The organism is Microbacterium soli, from assembly GCF_039539005.1.
GTDB lineage: Bacteria > Actinomycetota > Actinomycetes > Actinomycetales > Microbacteriaceae > Microbacterium > Microbacterium soli.
Genome location: NZ_BAABCP010000001.1, coordinates 976,365 through 994,542 on the forward strand (window position 1 = coordinate 976,365; position 18,178 = coordinate 994,542).

The 18,178-nt window shown below is 73.1% G+C and carries 16 protein-coding genes; 4 read left to right on the forward strand and 12 right to left on the reverse strand.

Translation table 11 applies throughout. The features are described 5' to 3' along the window. Positions 1-74: 74 nt before the first annotated feature. Complete coding sequence (ypfJ, locus tag ABD770_RS04545) at positions 75-956, reverse strand: KPN_02809 family neutral zinc metallopeptidase (protein WP_344818320.1); 882 nt, start codon at positions 954-956, stop codon at positions 75-77. Positions 957-1,006: 50 nt separating this feature from the next. Between ypfJ and ABD770_RS04550 the strand changes: the two genes are divergently transcribed. Continuing rightward, positions 1,007-2,014: a malate dehydrogenase gene (locus ABD770_RS04550; RefSeq protein WP_344818321.1), complete on the forward strand. Its 1,008-nt coding sequence runs from the start codon at positions 1,007-1,009 to the stop codon at positions 2,012-2,014. 58 nt (positions 2,015-2,072) lie between these two features. Next, positions 2,073-2,531 (forward strand): recombinase family protein, encoded by a 459-nt coding sequence (locus ABD770_RS04555; RefSeq protein ID WP_344818322.1) that lies wholly within the window; start codon positions 2,073-2,075, stop codon positions 2,529-2,531. A gap of 113 nt (positions 2,532-2,644) precedes the next feature. Here the strand turns inward: ABD770_RS04555 and ABD770_RS04560 are convergent, their stop codons facing one another. The 3 genes from ABD770_RS04560 to eccCa form a co-directional block, all read right to left on the reverse strand. Continuing rightward, the gene (locus ABD770_RS04560) at positions 2,645-2,941 is read right to left on the reverse strand and encodes a WXG100 family type VII secretion target (RefSeq protein ID WP_344818323.1); all 297 of its coding nucleotides are present in this window, start codon (positions 2,939-2,941) and stop codon (positions 2,645-2,647) included. 19 nt (positions 2,942-2,960) lie between these two features. Further along, positions 2,961-3,272 (reverse strand): WXG100 family type VII secretion target, encoded by a 312-nt coding sequence (locus ABD770_RS04565; protein WP_344818324.1) that lies wholly within the window; start codon positions 3,270-3,272, stop codon positions 2,961-2,963. A 157-nt stretch (positions 3,273-3,429) separates the two neighbouring features. Beyond that, positions 3,430-7,416 (reverse strand): type VII secretion protein EccCa, encoded by a 3,987-nt coding sequence (gene eccCa / locus ABD770_RS04570; protein ID WP_344818325.1) that lies wholly within the window; start codon positions 7,414-7,416, stop codon positions 3,430-3,432. 85 nt (positions 7,417-7,501) lie between these two features. Between eccCa and ABD770_RS04575 the strand changes: the two genes are divergently transcribed. Next, a complete protein-coding gene (locus ABD770_RS04575; RefSeq protein WP_344818326.1) occupies positions 7,502-8,839 on the forward strand; it encodes a hypothetical protein in 1,338 nt (445 codons plus the stop codon). Beyond that, complete coding sequence (locus ABD770_RS04580; RefSeq protein ID WP_344818327.1) at positions 8,836-10,302, forward strand: FHA domain-containing protein; 1,467 nt, start codon at positions 8,836-8,838, stop codon at positions 10,300-10,302. The genes ABD770_RS04575 and ABD770_RS04580 overlap by 4 nt, the downstream gene beginning before the upstream one ends. 36 nt (positions 10,303-10,338) lie before the next feature. Here the strand turns inward: ABD770_RS04580 and ABD770_RS04585 are convergent, their stop codons facing one another. The 8 genes from ABD770_RS04585 to eccD all read right to left on the reverse strand — a co-directional run bounded on the left by ABD770_RS04585 (position 10,339) and on the right by eccD (position 18,165). Next, positions 10,339-11,625, reverse strand: coding sequence for a hypothetical protein (locus tag ABD770_RS04585; RefSeq protein WP_344818328.1), 1,287 nt, complete (start codon positions 11,623-11,625; stop codon positions 10,339-10,341). Between the two features lie 12 nt (positions 11,626-11,637). Beyond that, positions 11,638-12,021, reverse strand: coding sequence for a hypothetical protein (locus ABD770_RS04590; protein WP_344818329.1), 384 nt, complete (start codon positions 12,019-12,021; stop codon positions 11,638-11,640). A gap of 94 nt (positions 12,022-12,115) precedes the next feature. Then, the gene (locus ABD770_RS04595) at positions 12,116-12,934 is read right to left on the reverse strand and encodes a DUF2510 domain-containing protein (protein WP_344818330.1); all 819 of its coding nucleotides are present in this window, start codon (positions 12,932-12,934) and stop codon (positions 12,116-12,118) included. 79 nt (positions 12,935-13,013) lie between these two features. Beyond that, positions 13,014-13,778, reverse strand: a complete 765-nt coding sequence (locus ABD770_RS04600; RefSeq protein ID WP_344818331.1) for a hypothetical protein — start codon at positions 13,776-13,778, stop codon at positions 13,014-13,016. Beyond that, positions 13,775-14,134 carry a hypothetical protein gene (locus tag ABD770_RS04605; RefSeq protein WP_344818332.1) on the reverse strand — a complete coding sequence of 120 codons (360 nt, stop codon included), beginning with the start codon at positions 14,132-14,134 and terminating at the stop codon, positions 13,775-13,777. Before ABD770_RS04605 ends, ABD770_RS04600 begins: the two co-directional genes overlap by 4 nt. Positions 14,135-14,224: 90 nt before the next feature. Continuing rightward, positions 14,225-15,490 (reverse strand): S8 family serine peptidase, encoded by a 1,266-nt coding sequence (locus ABD770_RS04610; protein WP_344818333.1) that lies wholly within the window; start codon positions 15,488-15,490, stop codon positions 14,225-14,227. Beyond that, entirely contained in the window at positions 15,490-16,809 is a 1,320-nt protein-coding gene (gene eccB / locus ABD770_RS04615) for a type VII secretion protein EccB (RefSeq protein WP_344818334.1), read from the reverse strand. Before eccB ends, ABD770_RS04610 begins: the two co-directional genes overlap by 1 nt. Before the next feature lie 3 nt (positions 16,810-16,812). Further along, entirely contained in the window at positions 16,813-18,165 is a 1,353-nt protein-coding gene (gene eccD / locus ABD770_RS04620; protein WP_344818335.1) for a type VII secretion integral membrane protein EccD, read from the reverse strand. Between the last annotated feature and the right edge of the window lie 13 nt (positions 18,166-18,178).

Below are 18,178 nucleotides of genomic sequence, written 5' to 3' on the forward strand. Positions count from 1 at the left end.
TCCCCCGAGTGCCCGTTGATCGGGCCCTCCCACGGTAACCCGGAATCGGAGCGCCGTGCGTCCTCGCGCGCGGCCTACAGTCGCACCCCAGGCGCGAACGTGTCGCACACGCCGAGTCCGTTCTGGTAGCCGTTGGCGAACCAGTACTGCCGCTGCTCGCTCGTGCCGTGCGTGAAGCTCTCCGGATTGACGAATCCGGACTGCGCCTGGATGTGGTCGTCGCCGACCGTGTAGGCGGCGTCGACCGCATCCGCCAACTGCTCCTCGGTCGGCGGCTGCAGGTACGGGTTGCCGTTCGGATCCCGGGAGTCGGCCGCGTCCTTCAGCCAGGCTCCCGCGTAGCAGTCGGCCTGCAGCTCGATGCGCACGCCGTCGCTCTCCGGGCCGGTTCCGTTGCCGGGATGGTCCTGCATCACTCCGGTGATGTTCTGGATGTGGTGCCCCCACTCGTGCCCGACGATGTACAGCTGTGCGAGCTCGCCCGCCGAGGCTCCGAACTGCTGCCGCATGAGCTGGAAGAAGTCCGGGTCGATGTACACGCCCTGCTCGGGCGGGCAGTAGAACGGCCCGACGGCGTTGGACGCCGTGCCGCACTGCGTGGGGGTCTGCCCCTCGACGACGGTCATGGTGGGTGCGACGTAGCCGTCGACGTGCCGGGACCAGTAATCGTCGAGCATGACCTGGGCGCCGGCCATCCGGCAGTCGTCGTTCACGTTCGCGTCCTGACCGGTGGCGCACTCGCTGAGGGTGTTCTCGCCGGTGACGGCCGACTGCCCGCCCGCCCCGCCGCCGGTCATCCCGCCGACGAGACCCGACAGGTCGACGCCCAGCATCGGTCCGAGGATGAGGGCGAGGATGCCGATCACCCCCACCCCGCCGCCGGCGGCGATGGCCGCTCCCCGTCCTCGGCGGCGGGTGGTGTTGCCCGAGATGTCGGCGTCGGGATTGAAGGTCATGGGGAAAAGGTACCCTGCCCGTACCCCGCGCACGGACGTAGGCTCGACGGATGGCGACGACGATAACCCTCACAGGTGCCGGCGGTCAGATCGGATACGCGCTGCTGTTCCGCATCGCGGCGGGTGACATGCTCGGTCCGGACGAACCCGTGCGGCTGAGGCTGCTGGAGATCCCGCAGGGTCTGCGGGCCGCCGAGGGCGCGGCCCTGGAACTGCAGGACGGCGCCTTCGAGCTGCTCGAGCACGTGGAGGTGACCGACGATCCCGCCGTCGGATTCGACGGTGCGAACCTCGCCCTGCTGGTGGGCGCCCGCCCGCGCGGCCCGGGGATGGAGCGCGGCGACCTGCTGGCGGCCAACGCGGGGATCTTCGGGCCGCAGGGCTCGGCCATCGCCGCGCACGCGGCCTCCGACGTGCGGGTGACGGTCGTGGGGAACCCGGCGAACACGAACGCCCTCATCGCCGCATCCGCCGCCGACGGCGTCCCCGCCGAGCGGTTCAGCGCGCTGACCCGCCTGGACGAGAACCGTGCGCGCGCCCAACTCGCCCTCGCCCTGGACGCGCCCGTCGCGAGCATCCGCGGCGTCACGATCTGGGGCAACCACTCCGCCACCCAGTTCCCGGACATCTCGCGGGCGAGCGTCGACGGCGAGCCGGTCGCCGAGCGGCTCGCGCAGCGCGTGGGGGATGTGCGCGCCTGGCTGGAGGGGACGTTCATCCCGCGCGTGGCCCGACGCGGAGCGGAGATCATCGACGTGCGCGGATCCTCGTCGGTCGCGTCGGCGGCGAACGCGACCATCGACCACGTCCGGGACTGGACGGGCGGCACCGACCGGCGGCACGGCCCGGACGGCTGGACGAGCGCGGGCGTGGTCTCGCACGGCGAGTACGGAGTGCCCGAGGGGCTGGTCTCGTCGTTCCCCGTGCGCGCGATCGACGGGGACTGGCGGATCGTGGAGGGATGGGAACCGGATGCCCCGGCACGGGCCCGCATGAGCGCCTCCATCGCGGAGCTCGCCGAGGAGCGGGACGCGGTGCGGAGGCTGGGCGTGCTGTGAGAGCACCCGGCGGGGAACCGCGGACTCGGGCACAATGGGAGCCGGAGGTGGGCGAAGGATGAACGACGCGAGGAACGCCACAGATGCGCAGGGGGGTGAGCCCGTCACGAGCCCGCTGCATCTTCCGCACGCGGCGGCGTCGTGCCCGAAGTGCCTGGCCAACGACGACCACGCCTGGTGGTCGGCCCGTCCCGAGGGCGCGCGGCTGGTGGGCCTGGTCGTCGCCCGCGAGGGGATGCCCTCGGTCACGCAGCAGCGCGAGGACCTCACGCGCTTCGGTGTGCCCATCGAGGGCTTCCGCCATCCGGCGCCGGAGATCCTGGAGAGCTGGGCGGACCGGCTCGCGCGCCTCATCGACACGCTGCGGCGCGGCGACGTGCTGGTCGTCGCCAACGTGCACGCGCTGGGTCGTGACATCGACGAGGAGACCCGCACGGTCGCGGAGCTGCGACGGCGCGGCATCATGGTCAAGGTGCTCAGCCACCATGCTCGGCATCTCGCCGACGCAGGCCGCTGACCGCTGACGCCCGAACCGCCACGCCCGCCCCGTCGGTGCCGGAGACGACGAACCGGCTGCCGCCCGTGGGGCGACAGCCGGTCGCATGCATCGATCGCGTCAGCGTCGAGGAGTCACCACCGACTCTCGTTGCGAGCCTCGGTGGAGCGCGCGTCCATCGAGTCCTGCGTGACCTGGCGGCCGATGTCGCCGAGCAGCACCTTCATCTCGCTCAGCGCCGCGGTCCACGAGGCCTTCGCCCGAAGGTACGCCTCGGAGGCCGAGCCGGTCCAGTTCGCCTGGAGCGGCTTGAGGTCCCGCTCCATCTCGTCGAGCTTGTTCTCGATGCCGGCCGCACTGCGGACGAGGTCGCCGCCCGCGGTGTCGACGGCACCGAAGTTCATCTTGTAGCCGTTGTTGCCCTCAGCCATGATCTGCTTCCCTCCGGTCTCAGCCGAGACGGCCCATGAACTTGTTCTGCGCCTGAGCCGACGCGTCGTCGGCCTGGCTGTACGTCGTCTGCGACTCGAGCAGGTTCTGCTCGAACTGGTCGAGCGAGTTCGTGATGCGACGCGACTTCTCCTGCCACGCCTGGAACGTCTGCTGGAACGCGGCAGCCCCCGTGCCCTGCCACGACGCACCGATGTCGGACAGCTTGCCCTGAATCGCGTTCAGCTCCGCGATGATCTGCGTCTTCGACTGGTTGACGATGTTGGCGCCACGCTGCAGGGCTCCATCCGCTGCAGAGACTTCTCCGCTCACGGTCACCTCCTGGTCCTGAGGGCTTGTCCGCCCCTGATGCTTCAGCCCTGTGGGCCGTGACGCCGATGCCCGGCGACAGGTAACACTCTACGGTCCGTTCCCGATGGCGCCCATGGGTAGCACTGCCCACGTCCGCGCCTCCGCTCCACCGCCGCACTCACAGCGGCGACGGGGGCGCGTAGGCGAGCTGCATGATCTGCAGGCCGTGCTCGCGCGTGATGACCTTGGCCCGGCCCGGCACGGCCAGGGACGCCTTGACGTTGCCGATCAGCGCGCCCTCGTCGGGGCTGCCCGACAGCAGGATGCCGGGGGCGGCGAGATCGCGCAGCGTCTGCATGACGGGCTCGAAGGTGGCCCGGGAGGCGCCGCCCGTGCGCCGCGCCAGAGTCAGGTGCAGCCCGACGTCGGTGGCCTGCGCGAGAAGCGGCTGCAGGGCGGAGATCGGATTCCCGGATTGCGTGTTGACGAGGTCGTAGTCGTCGACGAGCACGAACACCTCGGCGCCCGACCACCACGAACGGTCGCGCAGCTGCTGGGGCGTCACATCGATGCCGGGCAGGCGCCCGCGCAGGTACTCGGCGAGCTCGGACAGCTCCTCCGTCGCCTGCTGCGCGGTGGTGTAGTACCCGGCGAGGTATTCGTCGGGCAGTTCCGACAGCAGCGCGCGCCGGTAATCGACGAGGAAGAACTGCGCCTCCTTGGGCGTCTTCGTGCGCATGACCTCCCGCGCGAACCCGCGCAGGAAGCTGGACTTGCCCGACTGACTGTCGCCGAACAGGTACACGTGCGGGTTGCGACGCGTGTCGAAGGTCGTCGGAGCCAGTTCGGCCTCGTCCACGCCCAGCAGCACCTGGTTCTGCTGTCGGGTGCCCTCGGCGCGACGCTGCAGCTCCGACAGCTCGAGCAGCTCCGGCAGCAGCCGCAGCTTCGGCCCCTGCGGGCCCTTCCAGGCCGCGTTGACACGGGTGATGAGATCCTCCACCCCCTCGCTGAGCATCCCCGGGTCCCCGGACCCGTCGATGCGCGGCAGCGCCGTGAGCATGTGATGCTTGGACGGCGAGAGGCCCCGCCCGGGGCGCCCCTGCGGCACGTTGGCGGCGATCCTGCGGTCGATCTCGGAATCGCTCGTGTCGCCGAGCCGGAGCTCCAGCTTCGAGCCGAAGGTGTCGCGGATGGCGGTGCGGAAGTCCATCCACCGGGTGGTGGTGATCACCAGATGCACGCCGTAGGTCAGCGCGCGCCCGGCCAGCGACTGGATCTCGAACTCCATCTCGTCGAACTCGGCGCGGATCGTCGGCCACCCGTCGATGATGAGGAACACGTCGCCATAGCCGTCGTCGGCCGCGCCCTGGGCGCGCAGGCGTCGGTACGTCTCGATGGAGTCGATCCCGTTGGCGGTGAAGTACCGCTCCCGGGCGTTGACGATGCCGGCGACCTCCTGGAACATGCGCCGCAGCACGTCCGGCTGGTTGCGGCCGGCGACACCCGCGACATGCGCCATCTTCGCGAACGGCACGAACGTGCCGCCGCCGAAGTCCATGACGTAGAACTGCACCTCGCGGGGTGTGTGCGTGAGGGCGATGCCGGTGAGCACGCTGCGTGCGAGCGTGCTCTTGCCGCTGCGGGCTCCTCCCACGATAGCGAGATGACCGCCGGCGCCCACCAGGCTCATGACGAGGCTGTCGCGGCGCTGCTCGAGCGGGCGGTCCACGATGCCCAGCGGGATGGTGAGCGGGCCGGCCTGCCGCCAGCGCGGCGAGATCAGACCCAGCTGCGGATCCTCCACGAGGTCGCCCAGCAGCTCGTCGAAGGTGGGCGGCACGTCCAGCGGCGGCAGCCACACCCGGTGCGCGGGTATGCTGCGCCCCTTCATGAGCGAGACGGCGATGTCGAAGGTCACGCGCTTCTCGGGCGCATCGCGCGACGCATCCGGGGCGGCTTCCGGCTCCGGAGCGTCCTCCTGCACGATCACCGGTGCGGCGGTGAACGCGCGTGCCTCGATGGTGCGGGCGGGAGCGGCGGAGCCCTCCGCCTCGGTGGCGGCGTGACGGCGGCGCTGGGTCTTCGGCGGGGCCGAGACGTAGGCGGCGCGGAACTGGGTGAGGGTCTCGGCATCCGACTTCAGGATGCCGTGGCCGCCGCCGCCGGGGAGGGTGAACGCGTCGGGGACGCCGATGACGGCGCGGGAGTCGGCCCCGGAGAACGTCTTGAGCCCGATCCGATAGGACAGGTGGGACTCCAGCCCGCGCAGCTTGCCCTCCTCCAGGCGCTGCGTCGACAGCAGCAGGTGCACCTGCAGCGAGCGGCCCAGGCGTCCGATCGCGACGAACAGCTCCGTGAAGTCGGGTTTGGCCGCCAGCAGCTCGGAGAACTCGTCGGCGACGATGAGCAGCGCCGGCAGCGGCTCGAGGTCGGTGCGACCGCCGCGGCGCGCCGCCTCGTAGTCGGTGACGTTGGCGAAGTTCCCCGCATCGCGCAGCAGCTCCTGGCGCCGCGTCATCTCACCCTGGATGGCGTCCTGCATGCGGTCGACGAGCGTGAGGTCGTCGCCGAGGTTGGTGATGACCGCGGAGACGTGCGGCATGTCGGCCATGCCCGCGAACGTCGCACCGCCCTTGAAGTCGATGAGCACGAAGTTGAGCGCCTCGGAGGAGTGCGTCATGGCCAGCGAGAGCACGAGGGTGCGCAGCACTTCGGACTTGCCGGACCCGGTGGCGCCGATGAGCATGCCGTGCGGCCCCATGCCCTGCTGCGCGGATTCTTTGATGTCGAGGATCATGGGCTGTCCGGCGGCGGTGAGACCGATCGGCACGCGCAGCCGGTCGCGGGCGGAGCGGGGCTTCCAGGCCACCTCCGGGTCGAAGTCGCGCACATCGGGCAGTCCCAGCAGATCGGTGAGCTCGGCGGAGATCGCGCGCGCGCCGCCCGCGGCGGCGTCCTCGTCGGGCCCGCTGTCGGCGAGCCCCGTCAGGCGCCGTGCCACGGCCTCCGCCGATGCGATGCCGAGGAAGTCGGGGGATGCCTGGATGGTGCCGTGCCCGTGACGCGCGACGGTGAGCTGCGGCTGCTCGCCCTCCTCGATGATCAGCCGGATGCGGAAGGGGTCGGTCAGCTCGGACCACTGGCGGGCGATGTCGATGACGGTCACGCCGTCCACCCCGCCCTCCTCGGCGAGGGGATGCCCGGGAGGCAGCTCGGCGCCGTCGGTGACCACCACGAGATGCGGGAGGGTGCTGCTGCTGCCGCCCGCGACGCCTCGTGCGCGGATGTCGGCGACCAGCGGCTCGATCTCGTCCCACGTCGATCCGATCCGGCGCGCACCGCCCACGGCATCCGTCCTGCTGTCGGACTGGGCGTGCGGCAGCCACTTCACCCATTCCCAGTACGGCAGGTCCGCCCCGGAGGCGACGACGGCGATCTGCAGATCCTCCGGAGCGACGAAGGTCGCCAGATGCGCGATGACCGCGCGGGCCAGGCCCCGCCCGCGCACCGTGTCGCCGACGATCTCGAGTCGGGAGCAGGCGGCCAGGTCCAGGGCGAACGGCAGATCGGGCACCTGATCGTGCGTGAGCACGAAGCGGTGGGCGGCGGAGGCGCTGACCGGGTCGAGCTGTGCGAGGGCGGGGATGGGCGCCTCGTCGAGGGTGAGCGCGAGCGGCTGCGTCGCCGTGCCGATCCGCGTGACGAGGAACCCCTGACCCCCCGCGACGTGCTCCCACACCCGGGAGCCCTCCTCCACGATGAACGGCAGGGTCTCCGGGGCGGGCAGCATCCACTCCTCGTAGCGGCGCTGCCTGGCGGCCACCTCGCGGACGGCCTCGCGGGTCTCGGCGAGGTAGGCGAGGTACTCGCGGCGGGTGTTCTCGACGTTGGTGGAGTGCTGCGACTTCTGCCGCCACATCTGCCCGCCGACCATGGACAGGGCCATGAACAGGAACATCCCGCCCATGATGTAGGTCCGGGTGGCGTCGCCGCCCTGCGTGAGCGAGAGCACGGCGACGGCGCCGAGGCTGCCGACCATGGGCAGCGCCATCATGAGGGTGTTCGAGGCCCCTTCGGGCTTGGGGAGCTCGGGCGCCTGCTGCAGGGTGAGTTGGCCGCCGGCCGGGGGTTTCGGCGCACGGGTGCTGCTGGTGGTGCTCACGACTGGCCCTCCTCGAGTCGCCTACTATTGTGTCAGGATGCCGAGATGAGCCGGTGTCGCACGCAGGAGCGTCGAGGGGCGGGGGATGTCAGCGAAGACGATTCGCCTCACCGTCGCCGACGCGCACAGCCGGCACGATCTCGTCGTCCCGGCTGATTCCACGGTCGCCGACCTCTTCGCCGTCGGCGGCGTGGACCTGAGCCGCTATGTGGGCACGACCGCCTCCGGCGCCGCCCTGGATCTCGCCGACGAGGTGTCGGCGGTGCCCGGCGACGGCGGCGTGATCTGGCTCTTCGACCGCACGGCGGCAGCACCCGACGGGGGTGCGGCGAGAGCCGCGGGTCGGGCTGCGCCCGGTCTGCCGGCCCGTGAGCGCTGGACGCTGCTGGCCCTGTTGCTGACCGTCGCGTCGGCCATCCTCGCCGGCACGATCATCGCCCCCGGCCCGGTGACGATCTCCGTCTCGGTCGCCGTCCTGCTGGCGGGCGCGCTGCTCCTGCTCGCCCAGCCCGTGCGCGAGAGCAGCGGCCACGTCGCCTTCGTCGCTCCCGGGCTGGCCGCCGCGGGCGGAGCGCTCGCGGTCGCGTCCTTCGGCGACGCGGGGGCCATGATCGCGGCAGGCACGATCGCCGGGGCGACGGCGGCCTGCGCGCGTCACGCCCGCACCCGCGCGAGCGGGCGCACGGAGTCCGGGAGCACGGCGGTGATCGCGGCCATCTGGTCGGTCGTGGCGACGGTCGACGCCGCGGCCTTCCTGTTCGAGATCACGGCGGCGACGATCGCCGCCGTGCAGATCGCCGCGGCGGCGCCCCTGTTCCACTACATGCGCGGCAGCGCGCTGGACGTCGACGCCGACGACCTCCTCGACATCCCCTTCGTGATCCGTGACGCCCCGGGCATCCGCGCCAGGCCGCCGGCGGAGCCCGCGCCCGTGCGGCGCGATCTCGCCGCCGCGCAGTACCGGGCGGCGCGACAGCGCTCCACCGCCGGCATCGTGATGGCCTGCGCGCTGGCGCTGCTGTCGAGCCTGTACGCCCTGGTGTCCTTCCCCGGCGGCTCGGTCGCGTCGTGGTGCGTGATCGGCGGCACGCTGGGGGTGGGGTGCTACCTGTTGCTGGCCTCGCGGCGACTGCGCGACGGGTCGGCCCGCGCGGCCGCGCTGAGCACCGGTGCGCTCGTGTCCGTGCTCGCCGCGACGGCTCTCGTGCTGGCCCTGGCGGTGCCCGCGCTGCTGGTGGCGATAGTGCTCGTGCCGGCGGGGATCGTCATCGGATGCGTGACGGCCCCGCTCTCCGGCGGCTGGCGGTCGCTGGGCTGGTCGCGCACCGGTGACATCCTGGAGGGGCTGATGCTGGCGCTCGCCCCCGCGGCGCTGCTGTACGGCTCGGGGCTGGCCGGACAGATCCTGGAGGTCCTCCCGTGACGCCGACCCCGCCTCCCGCGGCCGCCCCGCCGCTCTCGCGCCGCACGATGCCGAACCCGCCCACCGCGTCGCCGGTGCGGGCGAGCGCGGGTCAGCGCATCGGCGCGTACCTGATCGACATCGCCGCAGTCGCCGTGGTCGCCGCCGCCGTGTGGGTTCTCAGCGGCTCGCCGCTGCTGCTCGCGGTGGCCGTCATCGAGCTGTGGGCGATCGGCTGGATCTGGGAGGGCCACACCGGGGGAAGCCCGGGGAGCCTCGCCCTCGGCATCCGCACGGTCCGGCGCGGCTCGGAGGTGACCGTCGGCGCACCCGGTCTGCTGCTGCGGAGTCTGCTGATGGGCGCCGCGCACATCGTGCCGGTCGCGCTGCCCGCCGTCCTGGCGGCGACGGGCGCGCTGGACGGCGTCGCCGGGGCGCAGGTGATCGACGTGCGCCGCACGCGCGCGGCGCAGTCCGCGGGCGTGCGGGCGCCGAGTCTGGACGCGCGGGTCAGCGGCGGCGACCTCATCACGAGCACGCCGCTGGACCGAGGACAGCGGGACCCCGCGATGCAGCCGGCCCTCGGCGCCGGCGCACAGGCGGCGGGTGCCGCGGCGACCGCGCCCGCCGCGGCACCCGCGCAGGCCTCCCCCGCTCCCGCGCTCATCCCGGCGGGTGCGAGCACCGTGCCCGTGTTCGAGCTGTCCGACGGCACGGTCATCCGCGCCACCGGTCTGGGCTTCATCGGACGGGCGCCGCGCGCCCCGGAATCCGTGCAGGGCGCCATCCTCGTGCGCGTCCCGGACGGCGCCCGATCGCTGTCGCGCACGCACGCGGCCTTCGGCATCGAGGACGGCGACCTGTGGGTGCAGGACCTCGGGTCGGCCAACGGCGCCTCCGTGCGTCATCTCGGCGGCGGGGTCACGGATCTCGCCTCGCAGACCCCGTACTTCCTCGTCCCCGGGGATGTGCTCGTGCTCGGCGGGGCCGCCGAGCTGGCGTTCCGCCGTGTCGTGGAGCGCGCGGAGCCCCCTGAGCGCGAGCAGCGGCCGACCCCGGATGCCGTGCCGTCCGCGTCCGCGCCGACGACGCCTCCGCCAGCCGCGGCGCCCACGGGCGCGGTGCCTGCGGCCATCGCTCCCACGGACCAGGCGACCGTCGCCCTGCAGTTCCAGGACGGCACCACGGTCGGCATCCGCGGCATCGGCTACATCGGCCGCGCCCCGAGCCTGCCCGACGGAGAGCGGCCGGATGCCGTGCTCGTCACGGTCCCCGACGGCGACCGCTCCGTGTCGCGCACGCACGGCCGGTTCGGCGTCGCGGGCGGTCAGGCGTGGTTCGAGGATCTGGGATCGGGGAACGGGTCGATGCTGCACACCGATGACGGCCGTTCGGGCCCCATGACGCCGCACCAGCGCTTCAGCCTCGTGCCGGGCATGGTGCTGCGGCTGGGCGACTGCGTCATCCGCATCGTCGCCGGCTGAGCGGGCTTGCGCGGGGCGGTCGCCGCCCCGCGGTGCTCACCAGCCGAGTTCCTCGTACCCGTCGGATGCCGAGCTGCCGGCCTCTCCCGCCGCCCCGAGGTCGGGCAGTGCATCCTCGTCGTCCGGATCGACCTCGAAGGCCAGCAGGTCCTGACCGCGGCGACGTCTGCGTCTGCCCTCGCCGGCGCCCCCCGCTCCTCCTGCGGCACCGCCGGCGATCATGCCGGTCCGCCCCGCTCCGGCACCCGCCCCCGCACCGGCCTGCGCGCCGACCGCACCGGCACCGGGGGCTCCGGCACCGGCCGCACCGGGCGCACCCAGCGCACCGAGTCCCCCGAGTCCGCCCAGCCCGCCGACGCGACCCAGGCGACCCGCCAGTGCCGCGCCGCCGACACCGCCGGCCGTTCCGCCGACGACTCCGCCCACGCCGCCATGCGACGCGCCTCCGGCACCGCCGGGAATGCCCGAACCCGGAGCGGGCAGCCCGGAGCCGCCCGGGCCCGTGCCCGGGACCCAGCCGTCAGCGACGCCGTCGACGCGCGGCGGCCCGTCGTATCCGCCCGGCGGGCGCTCCCACTGCTCCGAGGGCGGGTACGGCGACCCGTCGGGGATGTCCGGGCCATCGACCCGCACCACGCGGGGGGCGTCGTAGTCTCCGCCGCCGCCGTCGAAGCCGCCCACGGGCGCGATGCCGTAGCCGGTGATGCCGAGATCCGGAGCGCCCATCGCCCCCGGTCCGAGGGGTCCGGAGCCGGCCGCCGGACCCGGCACGTTCCGGGGCGGGTCGTAGTCCGAGGTCGGCATCCCGTCGATGATCTCCTGGAGCCGCGCGTCCAGCGCCGCCGTCAGCCTTCGGGCGGCCTCCTCACGCTCGCCCTCCGCCTGGTCGAGGTAGTACTGCCTCGCCTGGGCGGGGGTCATCGTCGTGCCCGGCCGCACCTGCACCGGGCTCTCCGTCCTGATCGCCAGGTCGATGGTGCTCTGCTGGGCGGAGGTCAGCCCCGTCTGCGGCAGCCCGGCGATGTCGCCTGCTGTGCTCTGCAGCGCCGAGTCGGCGGCGATGATCGCCTTGTTGACCTCCACCTGGTACTCGGTGAACCGCTCCAGGTCGCTGCGGATCTTCGTGAGGCCGGTCCTGACCGTCTCACCGAGGTTCCCCTCGAAGCCGTCCGAGTTCGCCGCGCTCTCGACGCCGTTGGCGGCCTCGGCGACGGCGCGGGTGACCGTCGTGCGCTGCCGGGACTGCCCCTGCCGGGCCGCCTCCGCCAGGTAGCTCGTCATGCTCGACTCCAGTCGGCCGAGGCGCTCCACGTTGTGTCCCACGTCGTCCTCCGATCAGACCGCGACGGGTCCCTGCGGGGAGGTCGTGCTCCCCGTCCGGTTCAGCAGGTTGTGGTAGTGCTCCTTCTGCTGGTCGTTCAGCAGTCGCGTCTCCTCGATGGCCGTGTGGAGGTTCTCCCTGGCCGTGGCGAGGTCCTTCGCGATCGCGTCGAGCCACCGCTCGCCCGCCTCGTAGCGGGTCCTCAGCGCGGCCGCCAGCTCGACGGACTTCCCGTCGGCCGTCCACAGCAGAGCCGTCTGCCCCTGCCCCAGCTCGCGCATCGTCAGCCGTGACCGGTCCACCGTGTCCTGCGCCTCGTCGATGAGGGTGATCTGACGGAGGACGGCGTCCTCGTTCATCCCGAAGCCGCCGCCCGGCGGAATCACTCGGATGACCATCACGCACCCCCTTCTGCGAATCTGTCAGCGACGATCCTAACCCGCTTCCCGTCGGGCCCTCCATGGGGAGGGATCCCCATGATTCCGGCGAGGATCACGGAAGCGGATCGCAGGCGACGAAGGCGTCCGCGCCGACGTCGACGGCCGCGGCGCGCTCCGGACCGGTGACGTCCACCCCATCGGCGGTCGCCTGGAGCGCCTCGTCGGACAGGTCGGAGTCGTGGAGGTACTGCCCCATGCACAGGAAGAATCCCGGCTTGTCGTCGTATTCCGTGATCCCGTCTCCGTGCAGGAGCGCCTGGGCGCCCTCCGCGATCTGCTCGGGAGAGGGCCTCGTGGCGCTCTCGTCCGTCGCGGGCCCGTCGGCGGGTCGCTCGGTGCCCGCCCCCGCAGGCGGCGGCACCGGCAGGCCGGGTGCAGGACCGGCGGGAGCGCCGAGGATCAGGGCGACCAGCATCACGACGGTCCCGACGGCGCCGCCCACGATCGACAGGGCGAGACCGACGACGGACGGCCACCTGCGCGCCCCTCCGCGGAAGAGGGCGATGAGCGACGCGACGAACGCGATCAGCAGCACCGCGGCACCGACCCAGAACGTGACGGGGGTCGGGATGCACGCCAGGATCGTGCCCAGCACGGCCAGCGCCAGTGCGATGACGCCGAGGACCGGCCGCGGACAGGCATCCGTCGCCGCGACCGCAGGGGACCCCGCGACCGCAGGGGACCCCGCGACCGCAGGGGACCCCGCGACCGCAGGGGATGCCGGGACTGCGGGGGACCCCGGGACCGCGGCGGCCTCGGCGGCCTGCGGGGCGCCGCCGTCCGACGGCGCGATGTGAGCGGTCCACTGCCCGCCATCCCACCACCGCTGTCGGCCGGATCCGTCGTCGTACCATCCTGCCGGAGTGCTCATCCGACCCTCCTCATCGTGCTCATCCTCCGCGCGGCGACCGCGCACCCCTCAGGACGTCGAACACGCCCCTCCGTGTATATCAGCCGGTCGGTCGTCGCGTCGCCTCGACGTCCTGCGCGACGAACGCGTCCAGCAGGTCCAGGTCGTCGGGGGCGACGATGCGCGCCCCGACGGCGTGCTCGACCAGGCGCGAGCACGCCGAGGCCGGCAGCTCGCCGCGCGCATCGCGCTCCACACCACGGATGCCGAGTCTCGCGAACTTGCCGCACAGCACACCCACCCGGCGCTCGACCTTCTCCGTCGACCAGCCCAGCCGCACCGCCACCTCGGCCAGGGAGGGAAGCCGCACCGCGCCCTCTCCGCCCCGGCGCAGCAGCGGCTCGGCGAGCGCGGTCAGCAGGATGCGCTGCACGGGCGAGAGCGTCTCGGAGACGCCCTCCGCATCGGCCTCGGACCGCCAGGGGTGCGAAGACCGGTAGAACGGCGACTCCGCCGTCAGTCTCAGCTCGTAGGTGACATCGCCCGCGGTGAACATCACCGTCGTCACCGCGAACACCAGCGGCGTGCCCGCACCGGGGGCCAGCCAGGTCTGCGCGAGCCCGTCCGCCGAGGCGACGGACGCCGTCAGACCCGACCCGACGTTGCGGAGCCACCACATCCCGCCGCGCGCGGCGATCTCGAGGAAGCGCCGGTGCATGTAGGGGTTGTCGTCGATCGACAGGTCGGCACCGCGTCCGATCACGAAGCTCTCACCGGCGGGGATGCGCTCGTGCCGGCCCGCGAAGTCCAGCAGCAGGGCGCCGCCCGTCTCTCCCCCCGTGTCCCGACGTCGCGATTCCGTCATGCCGCCCCGCCCGATCCTGGGGCTCCGCGCTGCAGGCCGGCGGCCCGATCGCGCATGCCTGCGGCACGCTCGCGCAGCTCGACGGCGTCCTCCTGGGCGTCCGTCAGCTCATCGAAGGCGTCGTCGCGCAATCCCTCGAGCTCCGCGATCCGCTCTCGCGCCCCGGCCGTCGGCGGCACGCTGCGGGTGGAGAGGGCTTCGAGCTCGTCGAGCCGGCGGGCGATGTCCTCGATCTGCTCCCGCGCCCGACCGGCGTGCAGGTCGGCCTGGTCGGCCTGGCGCTCCAGAGCACCGGCGCGGAGGTCGAGCCGCTCGACCTCCGTCTCGACCGCGTCGTCGGTCATCTCCAGGTTCACAGGGGCTCCCAACCGTCTCGGACCGTGCAGACGATCCTACGGTCACGGCCGCACGGCACCCAGGGGGAGGACTCCCCATCCGCGCGCCGCTCAGTCATGGCTCCGCCGCGATCGTCCCCGGGACAGCAGCAGGAGGATGACGGATATCGTCGCCCCGGCGCCGAACGCCCAGCCGATGATGGCGCGGGCGGGCGCCAGCGGATCAGCAGCGGGGTCGACGTCGATCGTGCGCGCGGCAGGAGCCTCGGTCGTCTGCGCGTCGTGCCCGGGTGACGGCGGGCCCGGCAGACTCCCGTCATCGATGAGAGCGAGGGCCGCCGCGGGCCTGACCTCGCCCCAGCCGACGGTGTCGCCGCGCTGCGCGGGTGCGACGCGCATGGCCGACTGAGTGAGCCGGAACGCCCACTGATCCGGGGACTCGTCGGGGAAGCGCGCGGCGACGAGCGCAGCGGCACCCGAGACCACGGCCGTCGCATAGCTGGAGGAGGCGGAGTCCACGTTGAACACGCAGTCGCCTCCGGAGATGTGGGCGGACGGCATCGACTGCCCGGGCGCCGCGATGTCGACGTGCTCGCCGGGGTACGACGAGTCGGCGTCCCACCGTCCGTCCTCCAGGACGGCGGCGACGGCGAGCGCGCCGGGGAGCTCGCCGGGCAGGAAGCGCACGGGGTCGGGACTGTCGGCGTCTGCCGTGCGGCGGTTTCCCGCGCTGGCGACCACGAGCGCGCCCCGGGCACGGGCGTGGTCCACGGCATCCCGGTACGCGGTGGCGGATCCCTCGTCCGACAGTGAGACGTTGATGATCTGCGCGCCGTGGTCCGCCGCCCAGCGGATGCCGGAGACGAGCGCCTCCGCCGACGGCTGCACGAGCTCCCGTGACGCACCGGAGCCCGGGGCGCTCTCGAAGGCGCGCACGGGCATGATCCGCGCCTCCGGAGCGATCCCCACCACGCCCGATCCCTCCACCCGCCGGGCTGCGATGAGACCCGCCACCGCGGTCCCGTGCGCGGCGACGTCGGCGTCCGCTCTCGCGGAGCCGTCGCCGAAGCTCGTGAACCCCGGCACCAGGGCGTCCTGCAGGTGCGGGTTCCCGCCGTCGACGCCGGAGTCGACGACGGCGACCGTGACGCCTGCGCCGCGGCTCAGCGACCACGCCTCCTCCAGTCCCAGCCGCGCGATGAGGTAGCTCGGCGAGGAGACGAGCAGCCGCTGGTCGGGGGTGCACTGCTGCTCGGCATCGACCCAGGGCGCGGATGCCGGGACTCCGCCCGCCGCCGCGGCCGGCGGGACGCCCGCCGCCAGGGCCGCGAGGAGGCCGACGGCCGCCGCCGCGCTCCGCAGAGCACGCGGACCCATCACTCCCCCTGTCCCGGTGCCGTCCTCTGCGCGATCTCCCGGCTCAGGGTCGGCCCCTGCTCGAGCAGCTGCACCCAGGCACCCGGGACGACGACCGCCTGCGCGGTCCGGTAGCCCAGCAGCTCGAGGTCCGCGGCGGATTCGACGGGGAAGAACACGCCCGCCTCCGACACGAACCCGTAGGTGGCTCCCTCGCCCGTGCCGCGCACGCTGACGGCGACGCCCGTGCCGGGTTTCACACGGGTGCCCGGCTCCGCACCCTCGGGGACGTCGGCGACCGAGACCGCGGGGTCGTCCGAGCCGGGTGTCATCCGCAGGCAGGCGGCAGAGGGGTTCTCCGCCGGGACCGGCACCTGTTCGGGCCAGCCCTCCGGCACGGCACGGGAGTTCGCATCACGGAGGTTCGTGGCCTCGGCGACCGTCAGCTCCGCGGGATCGACGCCGACGTACGCGGTCAGGAGGGTGCGGGCGAAGGGCGTCGCGGGCACGAGGCGTCCGCCACCGTCCACGATGTACTCGGCCACCGTCTCTCCATCGGCCTGGGTGTGCACGACCTGGCCGACGACGAGGCCCGCGGCACCGGCATCCGATCCCAGCTCGCTGCCGAGGTCCACGGCCAGCGGCGGGCCGGGCGCGACGAGGTTCAGCCACAGCGCCGACACGGTCGGCACGGCGCGCACGTCGTCGATGCCGAGGAACACGCTCGCGACCACCGCGACGCTGTCGGTGGGCACCGCGTAGCGACGATCAGCCTGGAGGAACCAGTACGCGCCGTCCTCGTCCGCGACGAGTGCGGCCCGCTCCTGCGACGACCCGCTCGGGTCGTCCAGCAGTCGGGTGGAGATCCGCTGGGGAGCGTCCGCGGACACGCAGCCGAGCCACGCCCCGTCGTACTGCCGGTCGGGCGCGGGCAGACTGTCCGGCGCGCCGTCGATGCCGATTTCGGCCGGGTCGCGCGCGATGCCGTCGAGCTTGTCCGCCGGCACGGAGATGACCTCCGTCGTGCCGGCCAGCAGGCGCGCGCTGGCGAGGTTCCTGACCGGGTGGAGCGTGTCGTTCAGCGCGACGTACCGGGTCCCCTCGCCCTGCACGACGATGATCGAGCCGTCACCCCAGCCCTTCGGGAGAGTGCCGGTGAACGTCCCGATCAGCAGCGAGACGATGACGGTGAGGATGCCGAGGGCGACGCTGACGACGACGCCCCGCAGGGGCTTGGCCGGCGGCAGCTCTCGCCCGCCGGGCGCGCCGCTGGTGAACGCCGTCTGGAGCCGTCGACGGTTGAACGCCTGCGCCTGCAGCAGCTCGGATTTGGATGCCATGGATCAGAACCAGCCCCCGGCGATGATGGCCAGCGGCAGGAGCAGGGCGATCGTCGCCCATTCCGCGAAGTCGGCCAGGCGCGTCAGACCCAGTCGGGCCCTGCCGCTGAGCAGCACGATCACGATGACGCACACGGCGGTCGCGGCCAGGGCCACCACGAGGACGCCGATCCAGTCCGGGTGGGAGATCATGGCGGCGACGACTCCCAGCGCCACTGCGGTCAGGGCGCCGGCCACGACGATCACGATGTCGAAGTGCGAGTACACCTGCCTGGTTCCCAGCAGCATGCCGGCGAGGGTGAGCACCCACAGCAGGAGTCCCCAGAAGCCGGATGCCACCACGGGCGCCGTCGCGATCAGCACGATCAGGCACAGCGCGATCCGCAGCGACACCTGGTAGCGGTGAGCACGCACGTACAGCTTCGCGACCTGCTCGGGCGAGATGTGCTCGGGGGCGCTGTACACCTCGGAGTCGTCGCGGGCCGAGACGACGCGCAGCGGGACGGAGGCCAGCGCCACCCAGGGCGCGCCCAGTCCCGCGATGCCCGCGAGCGCCATGGCCGCGGTCAGGGTCCCGGCGACCGGGGCCGCCATCCAGGCGACCAGGGCGCCGATCACGAGGAGCACGCCGCCCAGCGCGATGGGGATGAGACCGTACTCCCGCCGGCTGCGCAGCGCGAGCATGGCGATGACGCCGAACACGAGCACCGCCGCGCCGCCGGCGACCAGCGGAAGGCCCCACCCCGGCCCGGTCGGCAGCGCCGTGTAGCCCGCCGCCCCCGCGAAGGCGGAGGAGACCAGCGCGAGCGCCATCGCCGCCTGGGAGGGGGCGCCGGTGCGGTCCATGACGATCGCGCAGATCAACAGCACGACGGCCGCGGCGCCCGTGCCGGCCGCGGTGAGGATGCCGCCTCCGTCGACCCACGCCCACACGGCGGGGACGAGCCCCAGCAGGAGCAGGACGGATGCCACGACGGTGGCGGCGGTGGCCGAACTCTGCGCGGACCACGGGCGCGCGTTCTCCTCGACGACGTCGGCGACGGCCTCGACGAGGTCGTCGTAGCGCTTGCCCGCGGCGGCCGTCGCCCCCTGTTCGAGCACGAGGAGGTCGCCGTCGTGCACGGCCTGCGCGGTGAGCGTGCGATCGGGGTCCAGCGCGCTGCCGTCCGCGCGGATCAGACGGAAGCCCGCGGATGCCGTCGAGCTGTCCAGCATCCGCAACCGGCGGGTCAGGGCGGGGAGCACCTCCGCGACGGGGACGCCGCCGGGGACGCCGACGTCGATGCGCTCGGACTCCCACTGCACCGACAGGCGCACGAACTGCGACGGCGCGACCGCTGTCGTCTGAGACGGCATGTGACCCTGCTTT